The sequence below is a fragment of the Streptomyces sp. NPDC060000 genome (genome assembly GCF_042737375.1).
In the GTDB taxonomy this organism is placed as follows: Bacteria; Actinomycetota; Actinomycetes; order Streptomycetales; family Streptomycetaceae; genus Streptomyces.
Genome location: NZ_JBHWUU010000057.1, coordinates 35,174 through 54,829, shown reverse-complemented (window position 1 = coordinate 54,829; position 19,656 = coordinate 35,174). Strand labels below are relative to the sequence as shown.

19 protein-coding genes and 2 pseudogenes are annotated in these 19,656 nt (G+C 72.8%); 12 read left to right on the top strand and 9 right to left on the bottom strand.

Annotated elements, in window-relative coordinates:
- Positions 1-43: 43 nt before the first annotated feature.
- Positions 44-437 (bottom strand): annotated as a pseudogene (locus tag ACFWBB_RS27585) (hypothetical protein); the annotation flags it as partial.
- Between ACFWBB_RS27585 and ACFWBB_RS27580 the strand changes: the two are divergent.
- The 4 genes and pseudogenes from ACFWBB_RS27580 (at position 418) to ACFWBB_RS27565 (ending at position 4,205) form a co-directional block, all read left to right on the top strand.
- Positions 418-867 carry a carboxymuconolactone decarboxylase family protein gene (locus tag ACFWBB_RS27580; protein ID WP_385277670.1) on the top strand — a complete coding sequence of 150 codons (450 nt, stop codon included), beginning with the start codon at positions 418-420 and terminating at the stop codon, positions 865-867. The pseudogene ACFWBB_RS27585 and the gene ACFWBB_RS27580 sit on opposite strands and share 20 nt — an antisense overlap.
- Positions 868-1,092: 225 nt before the next feature.
- Entirely contained in the window at positions 1,093-2,286 is a 1,194-nt protein-coding gene (locus ACFWBB_RS27575; RefSeq protein ID WP_385277668.1) for an NUDIX domain-containing protein, read from the top strand.
- Positions 2,276-2,665 (top strand): annotated as a pseudogene (locus tag ACFWBB_RS27570) (GNAT family N-acetyltransferase); the annotation flags it as partial. The gene ACFWBB_RS27575 and the pseudogene ACFWBB_RS27570, both read left to right, overlap by 11 nt.
- A gap of 310 nt (positions 2,666-2,975) precedes the next feature.
- Positions 2,976-4,205, top strand: coding sequence for a phosphodiester glycosidase family protein (locus ACFWBB_RS27565; protein WP_385277665.1), 1,230 nt, complete (start codon positions 2,976-2,978; stop codon positions 4,203-4,205).
- A gap of 29 nt (positions 4,206-4,234) precedes the next feature.
- On the opposite strand, the gene ACFWBB_RS27560 is transcribed toward ACFWBB_RS27565, so the two are convergent.
- The 6 genes from ACFWBB_RS27560 to ACFWBB_RS27535 all read right to left on the bottom strand — a co-directional run bounded on the left by ACFWBB_RS27560 (position 4,235) and on the right by ACFWBB_RS27535 (position 9,539).
- Positions 4,235-4,429 (bottom strand): hypothetical protein, encoded by a 195-nt coding sequence (locus ACFWBB_RS27560; RefSeq protein WP_385277663.1) that lies wholly within the window; start codon positions 4,427-4,429, stop codon positions 4,235-4,237.
- A gap of 159 nt (positions 4,430-4,588) precedes the next feature.
- Positions 4,589-5,449 (bottom strand): phosphatidylinositol-specific phospholipase C/glycerophosphodiester phosphodiesterase family protein, encoded by an 861-nt coding sequence (locus ACFWBB_RS27555; protein ID WP_385277661.1) that lies wholly within the window; start codon positions 5,447-5,449, stop codon positions 4,589-4,591.
- 178 nt (positions 5,450-5,627) lie between these two features.
- Positions 5,628-6,710 (bottom strand): acyl-CoA dehydrogenase family protein, encoded by a 1,083-nt coding sequence (locus ACFWBB_RS27550; RefSeq protein ID WP_385277659.1) that lies wholly within the window; start codon positions 6,708-6,710, stop codon positions 5,628-5,630.
- Positions 6,707-7,888, bottom strand: a complete 1,182-nt coding sequence (locus ACFWBB_RS27545; RefSeq protein ID WP_385277657.1) for an acyl-CoA dehydrogenase family protein — start codon at positions 7,886-7,888, stop codon at positions 6,707-6,709. Before ACFWBB_RS27545 ends, ACFWBB_RS27550 begins: the two co-directional genes overlap by 4 nt.
- The gene (locus ACFWBB_RS27540) at positions 7,885-8,856 is read right to left on the bottom strand and encodes an NADPH:quinone oxidoreductase family protein (protein ID WP_385277655.1); all 972 of its coding nucleotides are present in this window, start codon (positions 8,854-8,856) and stop codon (positions 7,885-7,887) included. Before ACFWBB_RS27540 ends, ACFWBB_RS27545 begins: the two co-directional genes overlap by 4 nt.
- A gap of 110 nt (positions 8,857-8,966) precedes the next feature.
- The gene (locus ACFWBB_RS27535) at positions 8,967-9,539 is read right to left on the bottom strand and encodes a helix-turn-helix domain-containing protein (RefSeq protein WP_385277653.1); all 573 of its coding nucleotides are present in this window, start codon (positions 9,537-9,539) and stop codon (positions 8,967-8,969) included.
- Positions 9,540-9,618: 79 nt separating this feature from the next.
- Here ACFWBB_RS27535 and ACFWBB_RS27530 point away from each other — a divergent pair, with 79 nt between their 5' ends.
- The 5 genes from ACFWBB_RS27530 (at position 9,619) to ACFWBB_RS27510 (ending at position 14,635) form a co-directional block, all read left to right on the top strand.
- Positions 9,619-10,602 carry an NAD(P)/FAD-dependent oxidoreductase gene (locus tag ACFWBB_RS27530; protein WP_385277651.1) on the top strand — a complete coding sequence of 328 codons (984 nt, stop codon included), beginning with the start codon at positions 9,619-9,621 and terminating at the stop codon, positions 10,600-10,602.
- A 300-nt stretch (positions 10,603-10,902) separates the two neighbouring features.
- Positions 10,903-12,441 carry an ATP-dependent DNA ligase gene (locus tag ACFWBB_RS27525; protein ID WP_385277649.1) on the top strand — a complete coding sequence of 513 codons (1,539 nt, stop codon included), beginning with the start codon at positions 10,903-10,905 and terminating at the stop codon, positions 12,439-12,441.
- Entirely contained in the window at positions 12,438-12,911 is a 474-nt protein-coding gene (locus ACFWBB_RS27520) for an NUDIX domain-containing protein (RefSeq protein ID WP_385277647.1), read from the top strand. Before ACFWBB_RS27525 ends, ACFWBB_RS27520 begins: the two co-directional genes overlap by 4 nt.
- A 76-nt stretch (positions 12,912-12,987) precedes the next feature.
- A complete protein-coding gene (locus ACFWBB_RS27515) occupies positions 12,988-14,373 on the top strand; it encodes an NADP-dependent succinic semialdehyde dehydrogenase (protein ID WP_385277645.1) in 1,386 nt (461 codons plus the stop codon).
- 25 nt (positions 14,374-14,398) lie between these two features.
- Positions 14,399-14,635 (top strand): DUF6213 family protein, encoded by a 237-nt coding sequence (locus ACFWBB_RS27510; protein ID WP_385277643.1) that lies wholly within the window; start codon positions 14,399-14,401, stop codon positions 14,633-14,635.
- 106 nt (positions 14,636-14,741) lie between these two features.
- On the opposite strand, the gene ACFWBB_RS27505 is transcribed toward ACFWBB_RS27510, so the two are convergent.
- Positions 14,742-15,968 carry an acyl-CoA dehydrogenase family protein gene (locus ACFWBB_RS27505; RefSeq protein WP_385277641.1) on the bottom strand — a complete coding sequence of 409 codons (1,227 nt, stop codon included), beginning with the start codon at positions 15,966-15,968 and terminating at the stop codon, positions 14,742-14,744.
- Between the two features lie 177 nt (positions 15,969-16,145).
- On the opposite strand from ACFWBB_RS27505, the gene ACFWBB_RS27500 reads away from it, so the two are divergent.
- A complete protein-coding gene (locus tag ACFWBB_RS27500; protein WP_385277639.1) occupies positions 16,146-16,787 on the top strand; it encodes a TetR family transcriptional regulator in 642 nt (213 codons plus the stop codon).
- 126 nt (positions 16,788-16,913) lie between these two features.
- On the opposite strand, the gene def is transcribed toward ACFWBB_RS27500, so the two are convergent.
- Entirely contained in the window at positions 16,914-17,468 is a 555-nt protein-coding gene (gene def / locus ACFWBB_RS27495; protein WP_385277637.1) for a peptide deformylase, read from the bottom strand.
- 158 nt (positions 17,469-17,626) lie between these two features.
- Between def and ACFWBB_RS27490 the strand changes: the two genes are divergently transcribed.
- Together ACFWBB_RS27490 and ACFWBB_RS27485 are read left to right on the top strand one after the other, a co-directional pair.
- The gene (locus tag ACFWBB_RS27490; RefSeq protein WP_385277635.1) at positions 17,627-18,865 is read left to right on the top strand and encodes a MurT ligase domain-containing protein; all 1,239 of its coding nucleotides are present in this window, start codon (positions 17,627-17,629) and stop codon (positions 18,863-18,865) included.
- Between the two features lie 17 nt (positions 18,866-18,882).
- Complete coding sequence (locus ACFWBB_RS27485) at positions 18,883-19,611, top strand: type 1 glutamine amidotransferase (protein WP_385277633.1); 729 nt, start codon at positions 18,883-18,885, stop codon at positions 19,609-19,611.
- Positions 19,612-19,656 lie beyond the last annotated feature (45 nt).

Sequence of the window (19,656 nt, the reverse complement as noted above, 5' to 3'; positions counted from 1 at the left end):
GGGCCGGGAGCCGCTCCGGCCCGGCCGCGGCTCGACGCGCCCTGGTGGAGCCGGCGCGGGAGCCGAGGAAGACCCTGATCTCGGCTCCGGGGACGGCGACCGGGACCGGGACGTGGTGCCGGAAGTCCCCCGGTGCGTCGCGGTGTTCGTCCGGGAGGGCCACCCAGAGCTGGACGCCGTGCAGGACGGTGCGCGGGCGGGGTGGAGACCTCCGTGTGGTGGGGGAGGCCGGCGAAGCACCGGGCGCCGATGAGGCTGCGCGTACGCTGCGGCAGCGTCCGTCGTACGGTCATCGCCCGGGGGCCGCCCCGCGGGACGTCCCGCGGGGCGTCCCGCGGGGCGAGTTCCTCGACCTTGCTCACCGCGGGCACCTCTCGTCCCCGCGGTTCCGACCCATGAATGGTTTGATATTCAACTATGACTCGACGGATCTTCATAGACAAGCAGAGCCCCAAGGCCTACCACGCGCTGGTCCAGACGTCCGAGGCCGTGCGGACGACCGCCGCCGAAGCCGGTCTCGAGCGCACCGTCGTGGAACTGGTCAACCTGCGCGTCTCGCAGCTCAACGGCTGCGCGTTCTGCCTCGACGTGCACACCAGGGCCGCCCTGCGCGCGGGTGAGGACACCCGGCGGCTGGGTGTCCTCGCGGCCTGGCGGGACACCGGCCTCTTCACCCCCCTGGAGCGCGCCGCCCTCGCACTGGCCGAGGCGACCACCGTGCCGTCCGACGCCACCGCGCAGGAGACCGCGTACGCCGACGCCCTCGAGGTGCTCAGCGAGGACCAGATATCGGCGGTGATCTGGGTGGCCGTCACCATCAACGCCTTCAACCGGGTGTCCATCCTCAGCAGACACCCCGTGCACTGAGCGGACGTGTCCCTGAGTGCACGGGCGTGGTCCCACAACGCACCGTGCGCTCAGCACCGCACAGCCCGCGCCCCCGGTCAACCGGCCGAGGCGCACGGGGAGGTGAGCGGGCGGGCCGCGATTGCCCGGAGCCCGGTCCGGTCCGGTCCGGTCCGGTCCGGTCCGGTCCGGTAAGAATCGTCTGGCCCGGTGAACACCGACCGTCCGTCCTCTGGAGGCCCGCCCATGCCCCGTCCCGTCACTCCCGACGGCCCGGAGTCCGTCAACGCCGGTGCCTGGCAGGCCTACGCCACGCACCATCTGCGGCGCGGCACGGTGCTCGCGGAGGCGGAGCGGATCGACTGGGGGTTCCCCGGCGCGGGTCCGGACGAGGCGTTCCTCGGGGAGCTGACGGGCCGGCGGGTCCTGGACCTCGGCTGCGGACCGGCCCGGCACGCCGCCCGGCTCGTCCGCGCGCACGGCGCCACGGTCGACGCGGTCGATCTCGCACCGGGCCAGATCGAACGGGCCCGGGACCGGTACGGCTCGCTGCCCGGACTGCGCCTGGTCCACGCCGACGCCGTCGAGCATCTGCGGGCCGCACGGCCGTACGACGTGATCTACTCCGTCAACGCCGTCCCGTTCGTCGACCCGCGGCGGCTGTTTCCCGCCCTGGCGACCGCGCTCGCTCCCGGTGGGACGCTGTGCTTCTCCGTGCTGCACACCAACTCCCAGGGGGACGGGCCCACTTCGGACCTGGCCGCACGGCCGGAGACCCTGCGGTTCGCGGGCGGCGGCGAGACGACGGTCCGCATGTGGGTGCCCGCCACCGAGGTGTGGGAGGACCTGCTCACCGAGCACGGCCTGCGCGTGACGGACGTGGTGCCGGTGACCTCGCCCGACCCCGCGAACCCCGCCGCGTACCGCGTCTTCCGGGCCCGGCGCCCCGCCCGCGTCTCCGCCCGCCCCCGCACCGGCCACCCGCCCGTCGCGCACGCGGCGATCGGCGTCGGCGCCATCCTGTACGGCCCCCGGGGACTGCTGCTGGGCCGTCACCGACGGGGCACCTGGGAGCTCCCCGGCGGCACGGTGGAACCCGGGGAGTCGCTCCGCGAGACGGTCGTGCGGGAGCTGCGGGAGGAGACCGGGCTGCGGGCCGACCCGTCGAAGGTTCGTCTGCTCGGCACTTCGCTCGACCGGGTCGAGGGTGTCGTGCGGATGACCGTCGGCGCCGTCGTCACCGACTGGGAGGGTGAGCCGGCCGACCAGCCGGGCGAGAGCGTCGGCGACTGGCGCTGGTACTCCCTGGACCGCCTGCCGCCGTCCCTGTTCGTGTGCAGCGCCCAGTCCCTCACCGCCTGGCGCCCGGAGCTGCCGATCGACCACGCCCCGGCTCACTTCACCCCGTACGACGACCGGGTGGGCGGCGATGACGGCTGACCCCGCCGGATCCCCGTACGTCCGCGTCCGCGTCCGCCCCCGTGTCCCGGCCGACCTGGACGGCTGCGTCGCCGCGCTCGCGCTGGTGCACGCGCACAGCGGATATCCGGTCGACTGGCCCGACCGGCCCGCCGCCTGGCTGACCCCGGCCGCCCTGCTCGCGGCCTGGGTGGCCGAACTGGACGGGCGCATCGTCGGGCATGGCGGTCTGTGCGGCGCCGAGGAGGAGGATGCGGCGGCGAACCTGTGGGACGCCGGTCCGGGCCGTGCGGCGCCCGCGGTGATCGGCCGGCTGTACGTCTCCCCCGAGGCCCGCGGCCACGGCGTCGGCGCGGCTCTCCTGGCACGGGCGACGGGGGCGGCCCGCGCCCGGGACCTGCATCCGGTCCTGGACGTGGTCGCCACCGACCCGGCCGCGTCCTTCTACGAGCGGCTCGGGGGTGGCTCCTCGGCACCGCCGACCAGCGGTGGGGACCCACCCGGGTGGTGTCCCTGCGCTGCTACGCGGCACCGGACGCGACCCCGTCGTGGACGGAGTAGCACGGGCGGTCGGGCGGCGCGGCCGAACGGCGGTGCACGTCACCCGGAATCATGTGTTTCCTCACCCGTTCCCGTGGTCTTCACGTCCACCCCCCAGTGGCAGTTCCCGCAGGTCATGAAAAATGCGGACCACACCACCAGGGGGGTCCGTGACACGACATCAGAAGCGTTCCGGAGTGCGCAGAAAGTCCGTGACGCTGCTCGTCGCCCTCGGCACGGTGGCCGCTGCGACGCTCGCGGGGGCGGCCTCGGCCGACGCCGCGACCTGGACCACCGTGGCGGCAGGAGTGACGTACCAGCAGTACGACCTCCAGGCGGCCGCCGGAAAGACGCATGTGCATGTGCTCAGCGTCGATCTCACCAACACCCATGTGCGCCTCGGGCTGTTGTACCCGGGGGCGGTCGCGTCCCGCGCGGCAGTCTCCTCGCTGGCGGACAGCCAGAAGGCCGTCGCCGGCATCAACGGCGACTTCTTCAACATCAGCGAGTCGCAGCACCCGGGCGTCGCGGCGACCGGGGCGAGCGTGGGGCCCGCGGTGGTGAACGGGAAGGCGCTCAAGGGCGCGGTCCCGAACGCCCAGCGGTTCGGGCCCGCGCTGCCGCCGGGCACGAACACAAGGGCCGTGGTCGGCGTCGGTACCGACGGCAGGGCCCGGCTGGACAGCCTGTCCCTCAACGGGACGTACAGCACCCCGGGGCGGCGGCTGCCGCTGGGCGGCGTCAACCAGTACGCGCTGCCGGAGAACTCCGTCGGCGCGTACACCTCGGACTGGGGCAGCGTCTCGCGCAAGCGTGCCACCTGCGGCACCGACACCGAACGGGCCGCGGCGTGCAGCACCAGCACCTACGAGGTGACGCTCAGGAAGGGCCGGGTCGTGTCGACGTCCACCGCGCCCGGCAGCGGCACCATCAAGGCCGGCAGCACGGTCCTCGTGGGGCGGGAGGCGGGTGCGCAGCGCCTGAAGGGGCTCGTCAAGGGCCAGGCGGTGGCGGTGCGGTACGGCCTGACGTCCGCGTCGAAGTCGGCGTACGGCTTCGCCGTGGGCGGCTACCCGATCCTGTCGGGCGCCGAGGCGCTGTCCGGTCTGGACACGTCGGTCTCGGCGGTACGTACGGCCGTGGGCATCGGCAACGGCGGGAAGCGGGTGTTCCTGTTCGCGCTGGACGGTGCCACCGCGTACCGCAAGGGTCTGACGATCGCCGAGGTCGCCACCGCCCTGAAGGGCCTCGGCGCGACCGAGGGTTTCAGCCTGGACGGCGGCGGCTCCTCGACCCTGGTGGCCCGTCCCGCGGGCGCGGCCAAGGTGACGGTCCGCAACCACCCGTCCGACGGGTATGAGCGCCCGGTGTCGAACGGCATCGGGGTCTTCACCGGGTAGTCGCCCGGGTCAGGGGCGCCGCGGCGGCCTCACGGTCGAAGGCTGCCGACGATGTCGGCCGTCGCCGTGAGGCCGCTGTGAATGGTGGGAGCCATGCCGGTGCCGGCCAGCAGGAACCCGAGCAGCAGGCAGACCAGCCCGTGCGAGACCTTCAGTCCGCCGTTGCGCGTGAAGAGCACCGCCAGGACCAGCAGCAACAGCACCGCGGAAATCGAAATGGCCACCGTCAACCTCCTCCGCCACGTCCGTTCTCACAGCGTTCGGCCGCAAGTGTGGCGTAACGGAGGGTTCGTCCGTGCGGCTGCTCCGTCCGCCGAACGAGTGGTGTCGGAAAGGGGTCCGGGGTGCGGGAAGGGGTGCGGGGAGACGGCCGGAAGCGGCGCCTACGCCGTCCGGTGGGCGTCGAGGAAGGCCTCCAGGCCGGCCAGGTCGTCGGTGTTGAGGTAGTCGACCCCGGCGGTGAGGAGTTCGGCCCACAGCGCGTCCCGGGCGGGCCCCGCGAGGTCGGGCGTCGCCCAGAACCGCACCTGCTGCCCGCGCGCGTGGGCCGCCCGCACGATGCTCCGCAGCTTCTCCCGCTCCGCTTCGGGGAAGGCGCCGATGCCGGACCAGGTGAAGCTGAGCGTCCAGTTGTCGCTGATCAGCGAGGCGAACGACGCCTTCGAGGTGCCGAGGTCGGTGAGCCGGCCGTCGTAGAAGGCCCGGCGGACCGTCTGTGCCTCCATGGGGGTACGGGCCGCGCGGTCGCCCGATATGACGGCGGTGACCGGACCGGAGTGGACGCGGCCGTGGGCGTACGTCGTGAACAGGCCCTGGTAGCGCCTGAGTTGCCGGTCGAGCTCCAGGTACGTCGAGGAGCCCTCGGTCTTGATGTCGATGAGCAGTTGCAGGGGCTGCCGGTACCCCCGGTACACCGAGCCGTGGTTGCCCTTCACGCGGGCGGCCAGCGGAGCGAGGTAGAGGGACTCCAGGGTACGGGCGGGATCGAGCTGGTCCGCCGAGTGGGCGATCAGCAGTTCGCCGTCGACGAGGAAGATGTCGGCCTCGACGCTGCCGAAGCGGTGGCCGAGGGCGTCGAAGAGGGGGCGGGGGTGCTCGTAGTCGTTGTGGGCGTGGGCGTGCCACAACGGGCGGGGGCCACGCTCTCGTCCGTCGGCGAAGGCGCTGCCGGCGGGCGGGGCGAGCACCGCGGCGGCCGTGGCGCCGAAGCCGGTGAGAACTCTGCGGCGGGTGACGAGGGCCATGTTGTTCCTCCCTGTGGGGCGGGTCCGGACCACAGGGAGTATGGGCTGCGCGAAGGCCAAGGAACCTGTACATGCCAGGAGTTGGCCGGACCGCCGTCGCTCGTTCACTCCTTCCGCCCACGGGCACGGAAAAGCCCGCCCCAGGTGGGGCGGGCTTCACCGGGGACGGGGGTGACGGTCAGGGGGCCGGCAGGTCGACGAGTTCGGCCACGGCGGCCCGGTGGGCACCCGCGGTGCCGTAGGCGATCGAGTCGGCCTTGGCGCGCTTGAGGTTGAGGTGGACCGGGTGCTCCCAGGTCATGCCGATCCCTGCGTGCAGTTGCAGCGCCTCCTCGGCGGCGTGGACGGCGACCCCTGCCGCGTAGGCCTGCGCGACGGCCACCGCGATGTCGGCGTCCTCGCCGCTCGCCAGGGCGTCGGCGGCACCCCGGGCGACGGCCCGGAGGTTGACGACCTCCAGCCACAGCTGCGCCAGCCGGTGCTTGACGGCCTGGAAGCCGCCGACCGGCCGGTTGAACTGCTTGCGCTCCTTGAGGTAGCGCACGGTCTCGGTCAACGCCCAGTCGGCGAGACCGAGCTGCTCGGAGGCGAGCAGCCCGGCGCCGGCCCGCAGGGCGCGGCGCACGGCGGGCCCTGCGTCGCCGAGGCGGCGGCCGGGGGCAGCGGCGAGAGTGACCGTCGCGAGCGGACGGGTGAGGTCGAAGGACACCTGCGGGGCGATGGTCACGGCCGAGGCGTCCACCGCGTACAGGCCACCGTCGTCGGCGGGCACAAGCAGCACGTCGGCGACAGCCGCGTCCGCGATGCCGGACAACTCCCCCTGGAGAACGCCGCCTTCGACGTGTACGGCCTGCACGGCGGCCCCCGGCGCGGTGTGCAGCCCGACCGCGAGCGCGCCGATCGTCCGCCCGGACGCCAGCCGGCCGAGCAGTTCCTCGTCCCCGACGGCCAGCAGCGCCTCCGTGGCGACCACGGCACTGGTGAGATACGGCACGGGCGCGACGGCCCGCCCCAACTCCTCGAGAACCACGGCGACTTCGCGGTGGGTGGCGCCCTGGCCGCCCAGCGTCTCGGGCACCAGCAGGCCCGCGAGGCCCATGCCGTCGGAGAGCGCCTTCCAGGCCGCGAGGTCGTGCGGCGCGTCCGACTCCGTACGCGCGATGACCCCGGGCGCGTCGCAGTGGTCGGCGAGCAGGTCACGGACGGCGGCGCGCAGCGCCTCCTCCTCCTCGGAGTAGAGAAGATCGGGCTGTGCGCTCATCGGGCGAGGTCCTTCCAGGCGACGTCCTTGTCGGTGCGCGGCTCGGACGGCAGGCCCAGGACGCGCTCGGCGACGATGTTCAGCAGGACCTCGCTGGTCCCGCCCTCGATGCTGTTGCCCTTGGAGCGGAGGTAGCGGTATCCGGCGTCCCGGCCGGTGAAGTCCACCAGCTCCGGGCGGCGCATCGTCCAGTCGTCGTACAACAGGCCCTCCGAACCCCGGAGTTCGACCTCCAGGCCGCTGATCTCCTGGTTGAGCCGGGCGAACGCGAGCTTCATGCCGGAGCCCTCGTAGCCGGGCTGGCCGGCGACGAGTTGCTGGCGCAGTCGCTCACCGGTGAGCCGGGCGGCCTCGGCCTCGACCCAGAGCTTCAGCAGCCGCTGGTGCAGGTCGTGGGTGCGCAGCTCGGGCCGCTCGCGCCAGGTCTTCGAGACCGGGCCGATCATGCCGCCCTCGCGGGGCAGCCGCATGCCGCCGATCGACACACGCTCGTTCATGAGGGTGGTCTGCGCGACCCGCCAGCCGTCACCGACGTCACCGAGGCGATGCGAGTCGGGGATGCGGACGTCGGTGAGGAACACCTCGTTGAACTCGGCCTCGCCGGTGATCTGGCGCAGGGGCCGGACCTCGACACCGGGGTCGGTCATGTCGCAGACGAAGTAGGTGATGCCCGCGTGCTTGGGCAGGTCCGGGTCGGTGCGGGCGATGAGGATCGCCCAGCGGGCGACGTGGGCGCTGGACGTCCACACCTTCTGCCCGTTCACGACCCAGCCGTCACCCTCCCGTACGGCGCGGGTGCCGAGCGCGGCCAGGTCGGAGCCGGCTCCGGGCTCGCTGAACAGCTGGCACCAGACCTCCTCGCCCACCCACAGGGGCCGAAGGAACTGCTGCTTCTGCTCCTCGGTGCCGTAGCGCAGGATCGTCGGCGCGGCCATGCCGAGGCCGATGCCGAGGCGCCGGGGGTCGTTGTCGGGGGCGCCCGCGGCCGCCAGCTCGGCGTCCACGACGGCCTGGAGGGAGCGGGGCGCGCCCAGTCCGCCGAGGCCCTCGGGGTAGTGGACCCAGGCGAGTCCCGCGTCGAAGCGGGCCTTGAGGAAGTCCGTCGGATCGGTTCCGGCGGGCGGATGCGCGGCCAGCAACTCCGCTGTGCGGCGCTTCAGTTCGGCTGCGTCGGTCATACGGCGGCTCCGTTCTGCGGTACGACGGCGACCCGGCCGGTGGTGACACCGTCGCCGACCCGCTGTACGGCGGCCGCGGCCCCGTCGAGCGGTACGCGCTCACTCACCAGCGGCCGGATCGCACCCCGGGCGGCCAGCTCGGTGAGCTGCTCGTGGCAGTGCTGGACCAGCTTCGGGTTCTTGGTGTTGTACAGGCCCCAGTGCAGGCCGAGGATCGAGTAGTTCTTGACGAGGGCGTGGTTCAGCGCGGGATTCGGGATGGTCCCGCTCGCGAAGCCGACGACCACGATCCGGCCCTCGAAGGCGACGGCCTTCGCGGACTGGGTGTAGGCCTCGCCGCCGACGGGGTCGTAGATCACGTCGGCGCCCCGGCCGCCGGTGGCCGCCTTCACGGCCCCGACGACGTCCTCGGCCCGCCGGTCGATCACCACGTCGCAGCCCAGCTCCCGGGCCACGGCGGCCTTCTCGGCGCCGCCCACGACACCGATGACGGTCGCGCCCGCCGCCTTGCCGAGCTGCACGGCCGCGCTGCCGACCCCTCCGGCGGCAGCGTGGACGAGCAGTGTCTCGCCGGCCTCCAGGTGCGCCCTGCGGTGCAGGCCGAACCAGCCCGTCTGGTAGCCGATGTGCAGCGCAGCGGCCTCTGCGTCGTCGAGCGACCCGGGCGCGGGGAGCAGAGCGGCCTCATCGGCCACGGCGTACTCGGCGAAACCGCCGTACGGCAGTGCCGGGTTGGCGATCACGCGGCGGCCGTCCTCGGTCTCGCCGCAGATCTCGACGCCCGGCGTGAACGGCAGCGGGGGCCGCACCTGGTAGTGCCCCCGGACCATCAGTACGTCCGGGAAGTTGATGTTCGCGGCGCGCACCCTGAGCAGGACCTGGCCCTCGCCGGGCGTGGGCCGCTCCACCTCCTCGAGCCGCATCACCTCACTCGGCTCGCCGTTCTCGTGCACCTGCCATGCCTGCATGCGGAGCCTCCACGGGACTGCGTCGTCCGACCGGCGTTCGGACCGGTCGATCGCATACTAAGCGGTCGCTTGCCCCGAGGGAACAGCCGGAGGACGAAGAGTCGCCTCCGTCACCCCTGCCGGGACTTCGCTCGAACATGGATCCGCTCCCCCTGTGGCCCGAACAGGCTCAGGAACTCGGCCGGCCCCTCCCCCGTCGATCCGAACCAGTGCGGCACACGCGTGTCGAACTCGGCGGCCTCCCCCGTCCCCATCACCACGTCGTGCTCGCCGAGCACCACCCGCAGCCGCCCGGACATCACATACAGCCATTCGTAGCCCTCGTGGGTGCGCGGCTCGGGCTCCTCGTCGCTGCGGGGTACCAGCACCTTGAACGCCTGGAGCCCGCCGGGCTGCCGGGTGAGCGGCCAGAAGGTCCGCCCGTGCCGCACGATCGGCTTGGCCCGCACCCGCGGATCGCCCACCGGCGGCGCCCCGACCAGCTCGTCCAGCGGCACCTGGTGGGCCTGGGCGATCGGCAGCAGCAGCTCGAGGCTGGGCCTGCGCAGCCCGGACTCCAGCCGCGAGAGGGTGCTGACGGAGATCCCCGTCGACTCGCTCAGCGCCGCGAGTGTCACCTCCCGCTCCTTGCGGAGCCGCCGCAGTCTCGGCCCCACCTCCGCGAGTACGTCATCGGTAGTCATGCCTCCATATTGCCGAACCGGCAAAGTTGTTTGTCGATCCCGGGCCCGCCCGGCGACCGTGGTCGCGGAGGTGGTCACCATGACCGAGAAGCCCGAGCAGTACGAAGTGATCGTCGTCGGCGGCGGCGCGGCGGGTCTGTCCGCCGCGCTCGTCCTGGGCCGGGCCCGGCGCCGCACCCTGGTCGTCGACGCGGGTGAGCCGCGCAACGCGCCCGCCGCGCACATGCAGGGGTATCTGTCGCGGGACGGCATGTCGCCCGCCGAGTTCCTCGCCGTCGGCCGGGAGGAGATCGCGCGCTACGGCGTGGAGCTGGTCCGCGACCGGGCGGTGGACGCCACCAGGGGCGAGGACTTCACCGTACGGCTCGCCGGGGGTGCCCCCTCCGGGGAAGGACGGACCGTGCGCGCCCGGCAGCTCGTCGTCGCCACCGGCCTGAAGGATGTGCTGCCCCCGCTCCCGGGCCTCGCCGAGCGCTTCGGCCGGGACGTCGTCCACTGCCCCTACTGCCACGGCTGGGAGGTCCGCGACCAGGCCTTCGGCGTCCTCGCGACGACGCTGGCGGGCGTCCACCAGGCGCTGATCGTGTCCCAGTGGTCGAAGGACGTGACGCTGTTCCTGCACACGGTCGCCGAATCGGAGCTGACCGGCGAGGACCTGCGCAGGCTGGCCGCGGCCGGCGTGCGTGTCGTCCCCGGAGAGGTGGCCGGGCTGGTCGCCGAGGCCGACCGGCTCACCGGGGTCCGGCTCATGGACGGGCGGGTGCACGACCGCGAGGTGGTGTTCGTCGCGCCCCGGGCGGTGCCGCGGACGGACCTCCTGGTACGGCTGGGCGCCGAGATGACCGAGACGCCCTTCGGCACGTACCCCGTGATCGACGGACGCGGCCTGACCACCGTGCCCGGCCTGTGGGCGGCGGGCAACGCGTCGGGCTTCGCCGAGCAGGTCGTGAACGCGGCGAGCCGCGGCTACCGGGCCGGGGCCGCGATCAACGGAGAGCTGCTGATGGCAGACCTCGACGCGACCGCCGCGACCCCCGCAGGCAACCCGGCGGCGCCTGCGTAGCGGCCGACGCGCGCCACGCACGCGGGGCCGACGCCGCGGCACGTACCCGGCCGCTGTCACAGGCGACCCGGCGGCGCCTGCGTAGCGGCCGACGCGCGCCACGCACGCGAGGCCGACGCCGCGGCACTCACGTAGGGCCGGCACAGCGGCACGTACCCGGCGGCCGTCGCAGGCAACCCGGCAGTGTCTGCGCGCGGCACGCACGCGGGGCCAACGCCGCGGCACGTACGTCGAGGCCCTCGCGGGCGACACAGTGGTGGTGCGGATGTAGTGGGGCCGTCGGCGTTGCACCATGGCTGCATGCTGCTGACCCGGCTCGCCGACGTGTCCCGGGAGGTCGCCGCCACCTCGGCGCGCTCCCGCAAGATCGCCCTGCTCGCCGAACTCTTCCGGGACGCGGAGGCGGACGACGTCCCGATCGTCATCCCCTACCTGGCCGGACGGCTCCCCCAGGGCCGCCTCGGCGTCGGCTGGAAGGTGCTGGGCATGCCGGTCGCCCCGGCCGGCGAACCGACCCTCTCCGTGCGGGAGGTGGACGCCCTGCTGAGCGAGCTCGGCAAGGTGTCGGGCCCCGGCTCGCAGGCCGAACGGGCGCGTCTGGTCGGTGAGTTGATGGGGGCGGCCACCGCGGACGAACAGCGTTTCCTGCTCGGCCTCATCACCGGCGAGGTCCGGCAGGGCGCGCTGGACGCCGTCGCCGTGGAGGGCCTGGCACAGGCGACCGGGGCACCCGCCACGGACGTACGGCGGGCGGTGATGCTGGCCGGCTCGCTGCAGACGGTGGCGCAGGCGCTGCTCGCGGACGGGCCGGCGGCGCTGGAGGCTTTCCGGCTGACCGTCGGCCGTCCGGTCCTGCCGATGCTCGCGCACACCGCGTCCTCCGTCACCGAGGCGGTCGGCAGGCTCGGCGTCTGCGCGGTGGAGGAGAAGCTGGACGGCATCCGCGTCCAGGTGCACCGCGACGGCGACGACGTCCGTCTCTACACCCGCACCCTCGACGACATCACCGACCGTCTGCCCGAAGTGACGCACGCGGCACGCCGGTTGACGGGGTCGCGGTTCATCCTGGACGGAGAGGTCATCGCCTTCGACGGGACCGGGCGCCCCCGCTCCTTCCAGGAGACGGCCGGCCGGGTCGGCTCCCGGGTGGACGTGACGGCGGCCGCCGAGGCGGTCCCGGTCTCCCCCGTCTTCTTCGACGCGCTGTCCGTGGACGGCCGGGACCTGCTCGACCTGCCGTTCGCCGAGCGGCACGCGGAACTGGCCCGGCTGGTGCCCGAGCCGATGCGGGTGCGCCGCACGATCGTGTCCGGCCCCGAGGACGCCGAGGCCGCGGAGGCGTTCTCCAGGGAGACGTTGTTGCGCGGGCACGAGGGGGTCGTGGTGAAGGCCCTCGACGCGCCCTACAGCGCGGGCCGGCGGGGCGCGTCCTGGCTGAAGGTCAAACCCGTGCACACGCTGGACCTGGTGGTGCTGGCCGCCGAGTGGGGCCACGGACGGCGCACCGGCAAGCTCTCCAACCTGCACCTCGGCGCCCGCACCGCGGACGGCGGCTTCGCCATGCTCGGCAAGACGTTCAAGGGCCTGACCGACGCGATGCTCACCTGGCAGACGGAACGGCTGAGGGAACTGGCCGTCGAGGAGAGCGGATATGTGGTGACCGTGCGCCCCGAACTCGTCGTGGAGATCGCCTACGACGGCCTGCAGCGCTCCACCCGATACCCGGCCGGCGTCACGCTCCGCTTCGCCCGGGTGCTCCGCTACCGCGAGGACAAGCGCCCGCAGGAGGCGGACACCGTGGAAACCCTGCTCGCCGCCCATCCGGAGGTGCGCCCGTGACGCCCGCGGCGAAGAAGCGCAGCGCCGGCCTGCTGTTGTTCCGGCACACCGACGGCGGTCTTGAGGTGTTGCTGGGCCATATGGGCGGTCCGTACTTCGCGAGGAAGGACGCCGGGGCGTGGACCGTCCCGAAGGGCGAGTACGAGCCCGACGAGCCCGCCTGGGACGCGGCCCGCCGCGAGTTCCGGGAGGAGCTGGGCCTGCCGCCGCCCGACGGCGAGGCGATCGGCCTCGGGGAGGTCCGCCAGACGAACGGCAAGATCGTGACCGTATGGGCGATCGAGGCCGGCCTCGACCCGGCCGCCGTCGATCCCGGCACGTTCACGATGGAGTGGCCGCCGAGGTCCGGGCGGATCCAGGAGTTCCCGGAGCTGGACCGGGTGGCCTGGTTCGGACTCGACCGGGCCCGCGAGGTGATCGTCACGGCACAGGCCGCGTTTCTGGACCGCTTGGTGGAGCACTCGGCCTGAGCGGATGCGCACGCGTTGCGGCCCCGGGCGCGGCGCGGGAAGGTCGAAGCACAGTCAGCTCTTCAGGAGGTCGGTCATGCCCATCGCGACGGTGAACCCGGCGAACGGCGAGACGCTTCGGACGTACGAGGCAATGGGCGAGGAGGAGCTGGAGCGCCGGCTCCAGCTCGCCGAGGCCACGTTCCGTACGTACCGGACGACGACGTATCCCGAACGCGCCCGCCTGCTGAACCGGGCCGCCGACCTGCTGGACGAGGACCAGCAGGAGATCGGCCGGGTGATGACCACCGAGATGGGCAAGCCGGTGAAGCAGGCGCGCGCGGAGGCCGCGAAGTGCGCCAGGGCGATGCGCTGGTACGCCGAGCACGCGGCGGAACTGCTCGCCGACGAGGAGCCGTCCGCCGCCGACGTGAAGGACTCCGGAGCCGCACGCGCCCTGGTCCGCTACCGGCCGCTCGGACCGGTGCTCGCGGTGATGCCGTGGAACTTCCCGCTGTGGCAGGTGGTCCGGTTCGCCGCGCCGGCGCTGATGGCGGGCAACGTCGGGCTGCTCAAGCACGCCTCGAACGTCCCGCAGACCGCCCTGTACCTGGAGGATCTGTTCCACCGGGCCGGCTTCACCGAGGGCTGCTTCCAGACGCTGCTGGTCGGTTCAGCCGCGATCGACGACATCCTGCGCGACGAGCGCGTGCGGGCGGCGACCCTGACCGGGAGCGAGCCGGCCGGCCGGGCGGTCGCCTCCACCGCCGGCGAAATGGTCAAGAAGACGGTGCTGGAGCTGGGCGGCAGCGACCCGTACGTGGTCATGCCCTCGGCGGACGTCGACCGGGCCGCGCAGGTGGCGGTGACCGCACGTGTGCAGAACAACGGGCAGTCGTGCATCGCCGCCAAGCGGTTCATCGTTCACACGGACGTGTACGACGCGTTCACCGAGCGGTTCGTGGCGGGCATGGCGGCACTGAAGGTCGGCGACCCGCTGGCCGAGGAGACGGAGGTCGGGCCGCTGGCGAGCGAACAGGGCCGGTCGGACCTGGAGGAACTGGTGGACGACGCGCGGCGCTCCGGCGCGGCCGTGCTGTGCGGCGGCGAACGGCCCGACGGGCCGGGCTGGTACTACCCGCCGACCGTGATCTCCGGGATCACCCGCGAGATGCGCATCCACCGCGAGGAGGCGTTCGGGCCGGTCGCGACGCTGTACCGGGTCGCCGACCTGGACGAGGCGGTGCTCGTCGCCAACGACTCGCCGTTCGGTCTGAGTTCCAACGTGTGGACCCGGGACGAGGCCGAGGTCGACCGTTTCGTACGGGATCTGGAGGCCGGCGGGGTGTACGTCAACGGGATGACCGCGTCCCATCCGGGGTTCCCGTTCGGCGGGGTGAAGCGGTCCGGATACGGCCGTGAGCTGTCCGGGCACGGAATCCGGGAGTTCTGCAACATCACCACGGTTTGGCACGGTGCGTGAGCGCCGCGCGGCTACGATCCCGGATGTGAACCGCGAAGTGACTCTGCCTCTGATCGTCGACGACCGCGGGACCTTGCAGGTGGCCGCGGCCGACGTGAGCAAGCTGCTCCGCACGCTGGGAGGGCGGTGGCTGCATCTGGTCGAGGCCGGCGCGGACGGACTCGACGAGGACACGGTGGCCGCCCTGACCATCGAACTGGCCAAGCTGGCCGACCGCATCGACGTGGCGTGCATCGCCCACAGCAGCGGCGGGACTTCGTAGCCGACGGCGGCCTGTCCCCCGAGGGGGGCGGGCCTGTTCGGATCCGCGCTCCGCCGCGCGTGGGCGCGGCCGGCCACCACCGGCCCCGCGGCCCGCGGCCCGCGTACTACCGGATGGGCATCCCCGAGAGCGTCCTGGCGATCACCAGGCGCTGGATCTCGCTCGTACCCTCGAAGATCGTATAGATGGCCGCGTCGCGGTGCATGCGCTCCACCGGGTACTCACGGGTGTAGCCGTTGCCGCCGAGGATCTGGATCGCCTGTGCGGTGACCTTCTTCGCGGTCTCACTGGCGTACAGCTTCGACATCGAGCCCTCGGCTGCCGTGAACGGCTTCCCGTTGACCGCCATCCAGGACGCGCGCCAGACCAGCAGCCGCGCCGCGTCGATCTGCGTACGCATGTCCGCGAGCTGGAAGGCGACGCCCTGGTTGTCGATGATCGGGCGGCCGAACTGCTCACGCGTCTTGGCGTAGTCGAGGGCCACCTCGTACGCGGCGCGGGCCGTGCCGACGGCCATGGCGCCGACCGCCGGCCGCGACGCCTCGAAGGTCGCCATCGCCGCGTTCTTCACGCGCTCGCCGCCCGTCTTCGCCCGCTCCCGGGCGCGCGCCAGCCGCTCGTCCAGCTTCTCCTTGCCGCCGAGGAGGCAGGAGCCGGGGACCCGCACGTTGTCCAGGACCACCTCGGCGGTGTGCGAGGCGCGGATGCCGTGCTTCTTGAACTTCTGGCCCTGGGCGAGACCCGGGGTGCCCGGCGGGACGATGAAGGAGGCGTGTCCCTTGGAACCGAGTTCGGTGTCCACGGCCGCGACGACCACGTGGACGTTGGCGATGCCGCCGTTGGTCGCCCAGGTCTTGGTGCCGTTGAGCACCCACTCGTCCTTGGCCTCGTCGTACACGGCACGCGTGCGCAGGGAGGCGACGTCCGAGCCGGCGTCGGGCTCGGAGGAGCAGAAGGCGGCCACCTTGACGTCGCTCGCGTCGCCGTACATCTGGGGGATCCAGGTGCCGATCTGCTCCTCGGTACCGTTGGCGAGAACGCCCACGGCGGCCAGGCCGGTGCCCACGATCGACAGGGCGATGCCCGCGTCGCCCCAGAACAGCTCCTCCATGGCCGTCGGGATGCCGAGGCCGGTGGGGTCGAAGTACTGCTGGGCGTAGAAGTCGAGAGAGTAGATGCCGACCTTGGCGGCCTCCTGGATGACCGGCCAGGGAGTCTCCTCACGCTCGTCCCATTCGGCGGCCGCGGGGCGGATGACATCGGCCGCGAAGCCGTGCAGCCAGTCCCGGACCTCCTTCTGTTCGTCGTTGAGCTCCATGGTGAACTCGGCCATGTCCCCTCCAGGGCGGAACGTGCGTGTTACTAGCGGTAACGCGAGTGTGTTACCGGTCGGTAGGAAAAGTCAACTCCTGTCGCCGGCCCGGAAGCCGCCCGTCCCGTTCGGTGTCAGGCTGCTGCCAGGTGTTAGTTTGCGCAGGCGTCACCGAATCAGCACGGGTGGGGAGAGCTCATGGACACCACGCAGCGGACCGAGCAACAGCGGTCCGTCGACCGCCGACGGCGCGAGCTGCTGGAAGCGGCCGACCGGGTGGTGCTGCGCGACGGCCCGCAGGCCTCGATGAACGCGATCGCGGCGGAGGCGGGCATCACGAAGCCGATCCTCTACCGGCACTTCGGCGACAAGGGCGGCCTGTACGCCGCGCTCGCCAAGCGGCACACGGACGCGCTGCTCGATTCGCTGCGGGCCGCGCTGGACGCTCCCGCCGAGCGACGGGAGCGGGTGGAAGCCACGTTGGACACGTACCTCTTCGCGATCGAGGCCCGTCCTCAGGTCTACCGGTTCCTGATGCATCCGGCGGACGGGTCGCCGGGCGAACAGGGCTTCGACGTGGGTAAGCACTCGGCTCCTCTGCTTCGGCGGATGGGTGAGGAGCTGGCCCAGGTCATCGAGGACCGGGTGGACCTCGGACCCGGGAGCCAGCAGCTGGCCCGGGTGTGGGGGCACGGCATCGTCGGCATGATGCACGCGGCCGGCGACTGGTGGCTGGGTGAGCGGCCCTGTTCGCGGGCCGAACTGGTACGCAGTCTGGCAGACCTGCTCTGGGGCCGCCTCGCGGCGGCGGGCGACAAGCTCGGCGGCCCCGGCTTCTGACGGCCGTGTGCCGTGGGGGTGCGGGTCTGCCGTCACCGGCGCCGCGTGTGCGCGGCACCGATGCCGCGGCGGCCGCGCCCGGCGCGCCCACGCGGCGGAGCACCGCCTCGGCGCGGCTGCGCGCCCCTAGGCCGGCGAACCCGCCCGGCGCCAGGGGGCCCGGGCCACCTGGCGCATCAGCCTCCCCTTGCGCCAGCCGCTGACGCGGTCCGCGTACACCGCGCCCTCGAGGTGGTCGCACTCGTGCTGCAAGCATCTGGCAAAGAATCCCGTGCCGTGCACGGTGACCGGCTCGCCCGTCACCGTGAACCCCTCGACCACCGCGTGGTCGTGGCGCTCCGTCCCCGCCTCCAGACCCGGCAGGGACAGACAGCCCTCCGGGCCGCGCAGGACGATGCCGTCCGCCTCCACCAGCCGGGGGTTCACCACATGGCCCAGGTGGCGGACGTCCTCGTCGTCGGGGCAGTCGTAGACGAAGACCTTCAGCAACTCGCCCACCTGGTTCGCGGCGAGGCCCACGCCCTGGGCCGCGTACATCGTGGCGAACATGTCCTCGACCAGGCGGGCGAGTTCGGGGCCGAAGTCGGTGACGTCCTCGCAGCGGGTGTGCAGGACGGGATCGCCGAGCAGGGAGAGGGGCCGGACGCGCCCGTGGGCGCCCGGGATGGAGCCGTGTCGCATGGCGGCAAGGGTACGGTCCTTTCTGACACGCGCATGCCGCACACAGGCGTGAGGTGGTGCCGGGATTCGGGAGTGTGAAGGGATCTCGATAGGCTGACCACCTACCACGTTGCCGTACGGCAGAGGCGCGGCGCGTACGCAAGGAGGATCGAGAACTGATGGCAGGCAACTCGGACCCGCTCACGCCGCGGGCCAAGATCGCCGTGACCGCCGGCAAGGCGGTCGCGGCGGCGTCGCGCGCCGCGGGGCGCGGCAGCGGTTCGGTGATCGGCGGCCGGGTGGCGCTCAAGCTCGACCCCGACCTCCTCGCCCGGCTCGCCCAGAACCTGGACGTCATCCTCGTCTCGGCGACCAACGGCAAGACCACCACCACGCGGCTGATCGCCGAGGCGCTGCGCGCCGCCGGGCCGGTCGTGTCCAACGCGCTGGGCGCCAACATGCCGGCCGGCATCACCTCGGCCCTCGCGGGCGGCTCCGAAGCCCGCTACGGCGTGATCGAGGTCGACGAGAAGTACCTGGCGGGCGTGGCCCGGGACACCTCCCCCAAGTGCATCGCGCTGCTCAACCTCTCCCGCGACCAGCTGGACCGAGCCGCCGAGACCCGCATGCTCGCGGAGAACTGGCGTGAGGGGCTTGCCGGTTCGAAGGCCGTCGTCATCGCGAACGCCGACGACCCGCTGGTGGTGTGGGCCGCCTCCTCCTCCCCGAACGTGGTCTGGGTCGCCGCCGGTCAGATGTGGAAGGACGACGCCTGGTCGTGCCCGTCCTGCGGCGGCGTCATGCAGCGGCCCGGGGACGACTGGTTCTGCGGCGAGTGCGGGTTCCGGCGTCCGACGCCGAGCTGGGCGCTGTCCGGGGACCACGTGCTCGACCCGCACGGGTCGGCCTGGCCGATCCACCTCCAGCTGCCGGGCCGCGCCAACAAGGCCAACGCCGCCTCCTCGGCCGCCGTGGCCGCCGTCTTCGGGGTGCCGCCGCAGGTGGCGCTGGAGCGGATGTACTCGGTGCAGGCCGTCGCCGGGCGCTATGACGTCGTCCAGTTCCTGGGCCGTGACCTGCGGCTGCTGCTCGCGAAGAATCCGGCGGGCTGGCTCGAGACGTTCAGCCTGATCGATCCGCCGCCCACCCCGGTGATCCTCTCGGTGAACGCGCGCGGCGCCGACGGCACCGACACCTCCTGGCTGTGGGACGTCGACTACACGCGGCTGACCGGCCACCCGATCTTCGTCGTCGGTGACCGCAAGCTGGACCTCGCGGTCCGTCTGGAGGTCGCGGGCCAGCACTTCCAGGTGTGCGAGAACCTCGACCAGGCCGTGCAGCAGGCGCCGCCCGGCCGGATCGAGGTCATCGCGAACTACACCGCGTTCCAGGACCTGCGCCGCCGCGTCGGCAACTGACCCCGAAGGACGATTCCATGAGCGACAACCAACTGCGGCTGGTGTGGATCTACCCGGACCTGCTGAGCACCTACGGTGACCAGGGCAACGCCCTCGTCGTCGAGCGTCGCGCCCGCCAGCGCGGCCTCGACGTGGCGCGTCTCGACGTGCGCAGCGACCAGCCGATCCCGACCTCCGGCGACATCTACCTCATCGGCGGCGGCGAGGACCGGCCGCAGCGGCTCGCGGCGGAGCGGCTGCGCCGCGACGGGCACCTGTACCAGGCGGTGAACAACGGAGCGATCGTCTTCGCGGTGTGCGCCGGGTACCAGATCCTGGGCCACGAGTTCGTCAACGACCTCGGTCAGCGCCAGCCCGGCCTGGGTCTGCTGGACGTGACGACGACGCGCGGCGAGGGCGAGCGGTGCGTCGGCGACGTCCTCGGGGACATCGACCCGCGGCTCGGCCTGCCCCCGCTGACCGGCTTCGAGAACCACCAGGGCGTCACCCACCTCGGCCCGACCGCCCGCCCCCTCGCCCGGGTTCAGCTCGGCAAGGGCAACGGCACCGGTGACGGCACCGAGGGCGCGTACAACGACACCGTGTTCGGCACGTACATGCACGGCCCGGTGCTCGCGCGCAACCCGCTGATCGCGGACCTGCTGCTGAAGCTGGCGCTCGACGTGAACGCGCTGCCGCCGATCGACGACCACTGGTACGAGGCGCTCCGCAACGAGCGCATCGCGGCTGCGCAGCAGCCTGCGTAGGCGCAGTCGCGGGGGGGGGCCGGGGGGGGGGCCGCGCCCCCCGGG

What these genes read in the sequence shown, in the direction of transcription:
- ACFWBB_RS27555 (WP_385277661.1), bottom strand. Translation starts at nt 5,449, where the DNA reads ATGGCCCTCGTCACCCGCCGCAGAGTTCTCACCGGCTTCGGCGCCACG.
- ACFWBB_RS27535 (WP_385277653.1), bottom strand. Translation starts at nt 9,539, where the DNA reads ATGACTACCGATGACGTACTCGCGGAGGTGGGGCCGAGACTGCGGCGG.
- ACFWBB_RS27485 (WP_385277633.1), top strand. Translation starts at nt 18,883, where the DNA reads ATGAGCGACAACCAACTGCGGCTGGTGTGGATCTACCCGGACCTGCTG.
- ACFWBB_RS27525 (WP_385277649.1), top strand. Translation starts at nt 10,903, where the DNA reads ATGCTGCTGACCCGGCTCGCCGACGTGTCCCGGGAGGTCGCCGCCACC.
- def (WP_385277637.1), bottom strand. Translation starts at nt 17,468, where the DNA reads ATGCGACACGGCTCCATCCCGGGCGCCCACGGGCGCGTCCGGCCCCTC.
- ACFWBB_RS27580 (WP_385277670.1), top strand. Translation starts at nt 418, where the DNA reads ATGACTCGACGGATCTTCATAGACAAGCAGAGCCCCAAGGCCTACCAC.
- ACFWBB_RS27490 (WP_385277635.1), top strand. Translation starts at nt 17,627, where the DNA reads ATGGCAGGCAACTCGGACCCGCTCACGCCGCGGGCCAAGATCGCCGTG.
- ACFWBB_RS27545 (WP_385277657.1), bottom strand. Translation starts at nt 7,888, where the DNA reads ATGACCGACGCAGCCGAACTGAAGCGCCGCACAGCGGAGTTGCTGGCC.
- ACFWBB_RS27550 (WP_385277659.1), bottom strand. Translation starts at nt 6,710, where the DNA reads ATGAGCGCACAGCCCGATCTTCTCTACTCCGAGGAGGAGGAGGCGCTG.
- ACFWBB_RS27575 (WP_385277668.1), top strand. Translation starts at nt 1,093, where the DNA reads ATGCCCCGTCCCGTCACTCCCGACGGCCCGGAGTCCGTCAACGCCGGT.
- ACFWBB_RS27540 (WP_385277655.1), bottom strand. Translation starts at nt 8,856, where the DNA reads ATGCAGGCATGGCAGGTGCACGAGAACGGCGAGCCGAGTGAGGTGATG.
- ACFWBB_RS27500 (WP_385277639.1), top strand. Translation starts at nt 16,146, where the DNA reads ATGGACACCACGCAGCGGACCGAGCAACAGCGGTCCGTCGACCGCCGA.
- ACFWBB_RS27515 (WP_385277645.1), top strand. Translation starts at nt 12,988, where the DNA reads ATGCCCATCGCGACGGTGAACCCGGCGAACGGCGAGACGCTTCGGACG.
- ACFWBB_RS27530 (WP_385277651.1), top strand. Translation starts at nt 9,619, where the DNA reads ATGACCGAGAAGCCCGAGCAGTACGAAGTGATCGTCGTCGGCGGCGGC.
- ACFWBB_RS27505 (WP_385277641.1), bottom strand. Translation starts at nt 15,968, where the DNA reads ATGGCCGAGTTCACCATGGAGCTCAACGACGAACAGAAGGAGGTCCGG.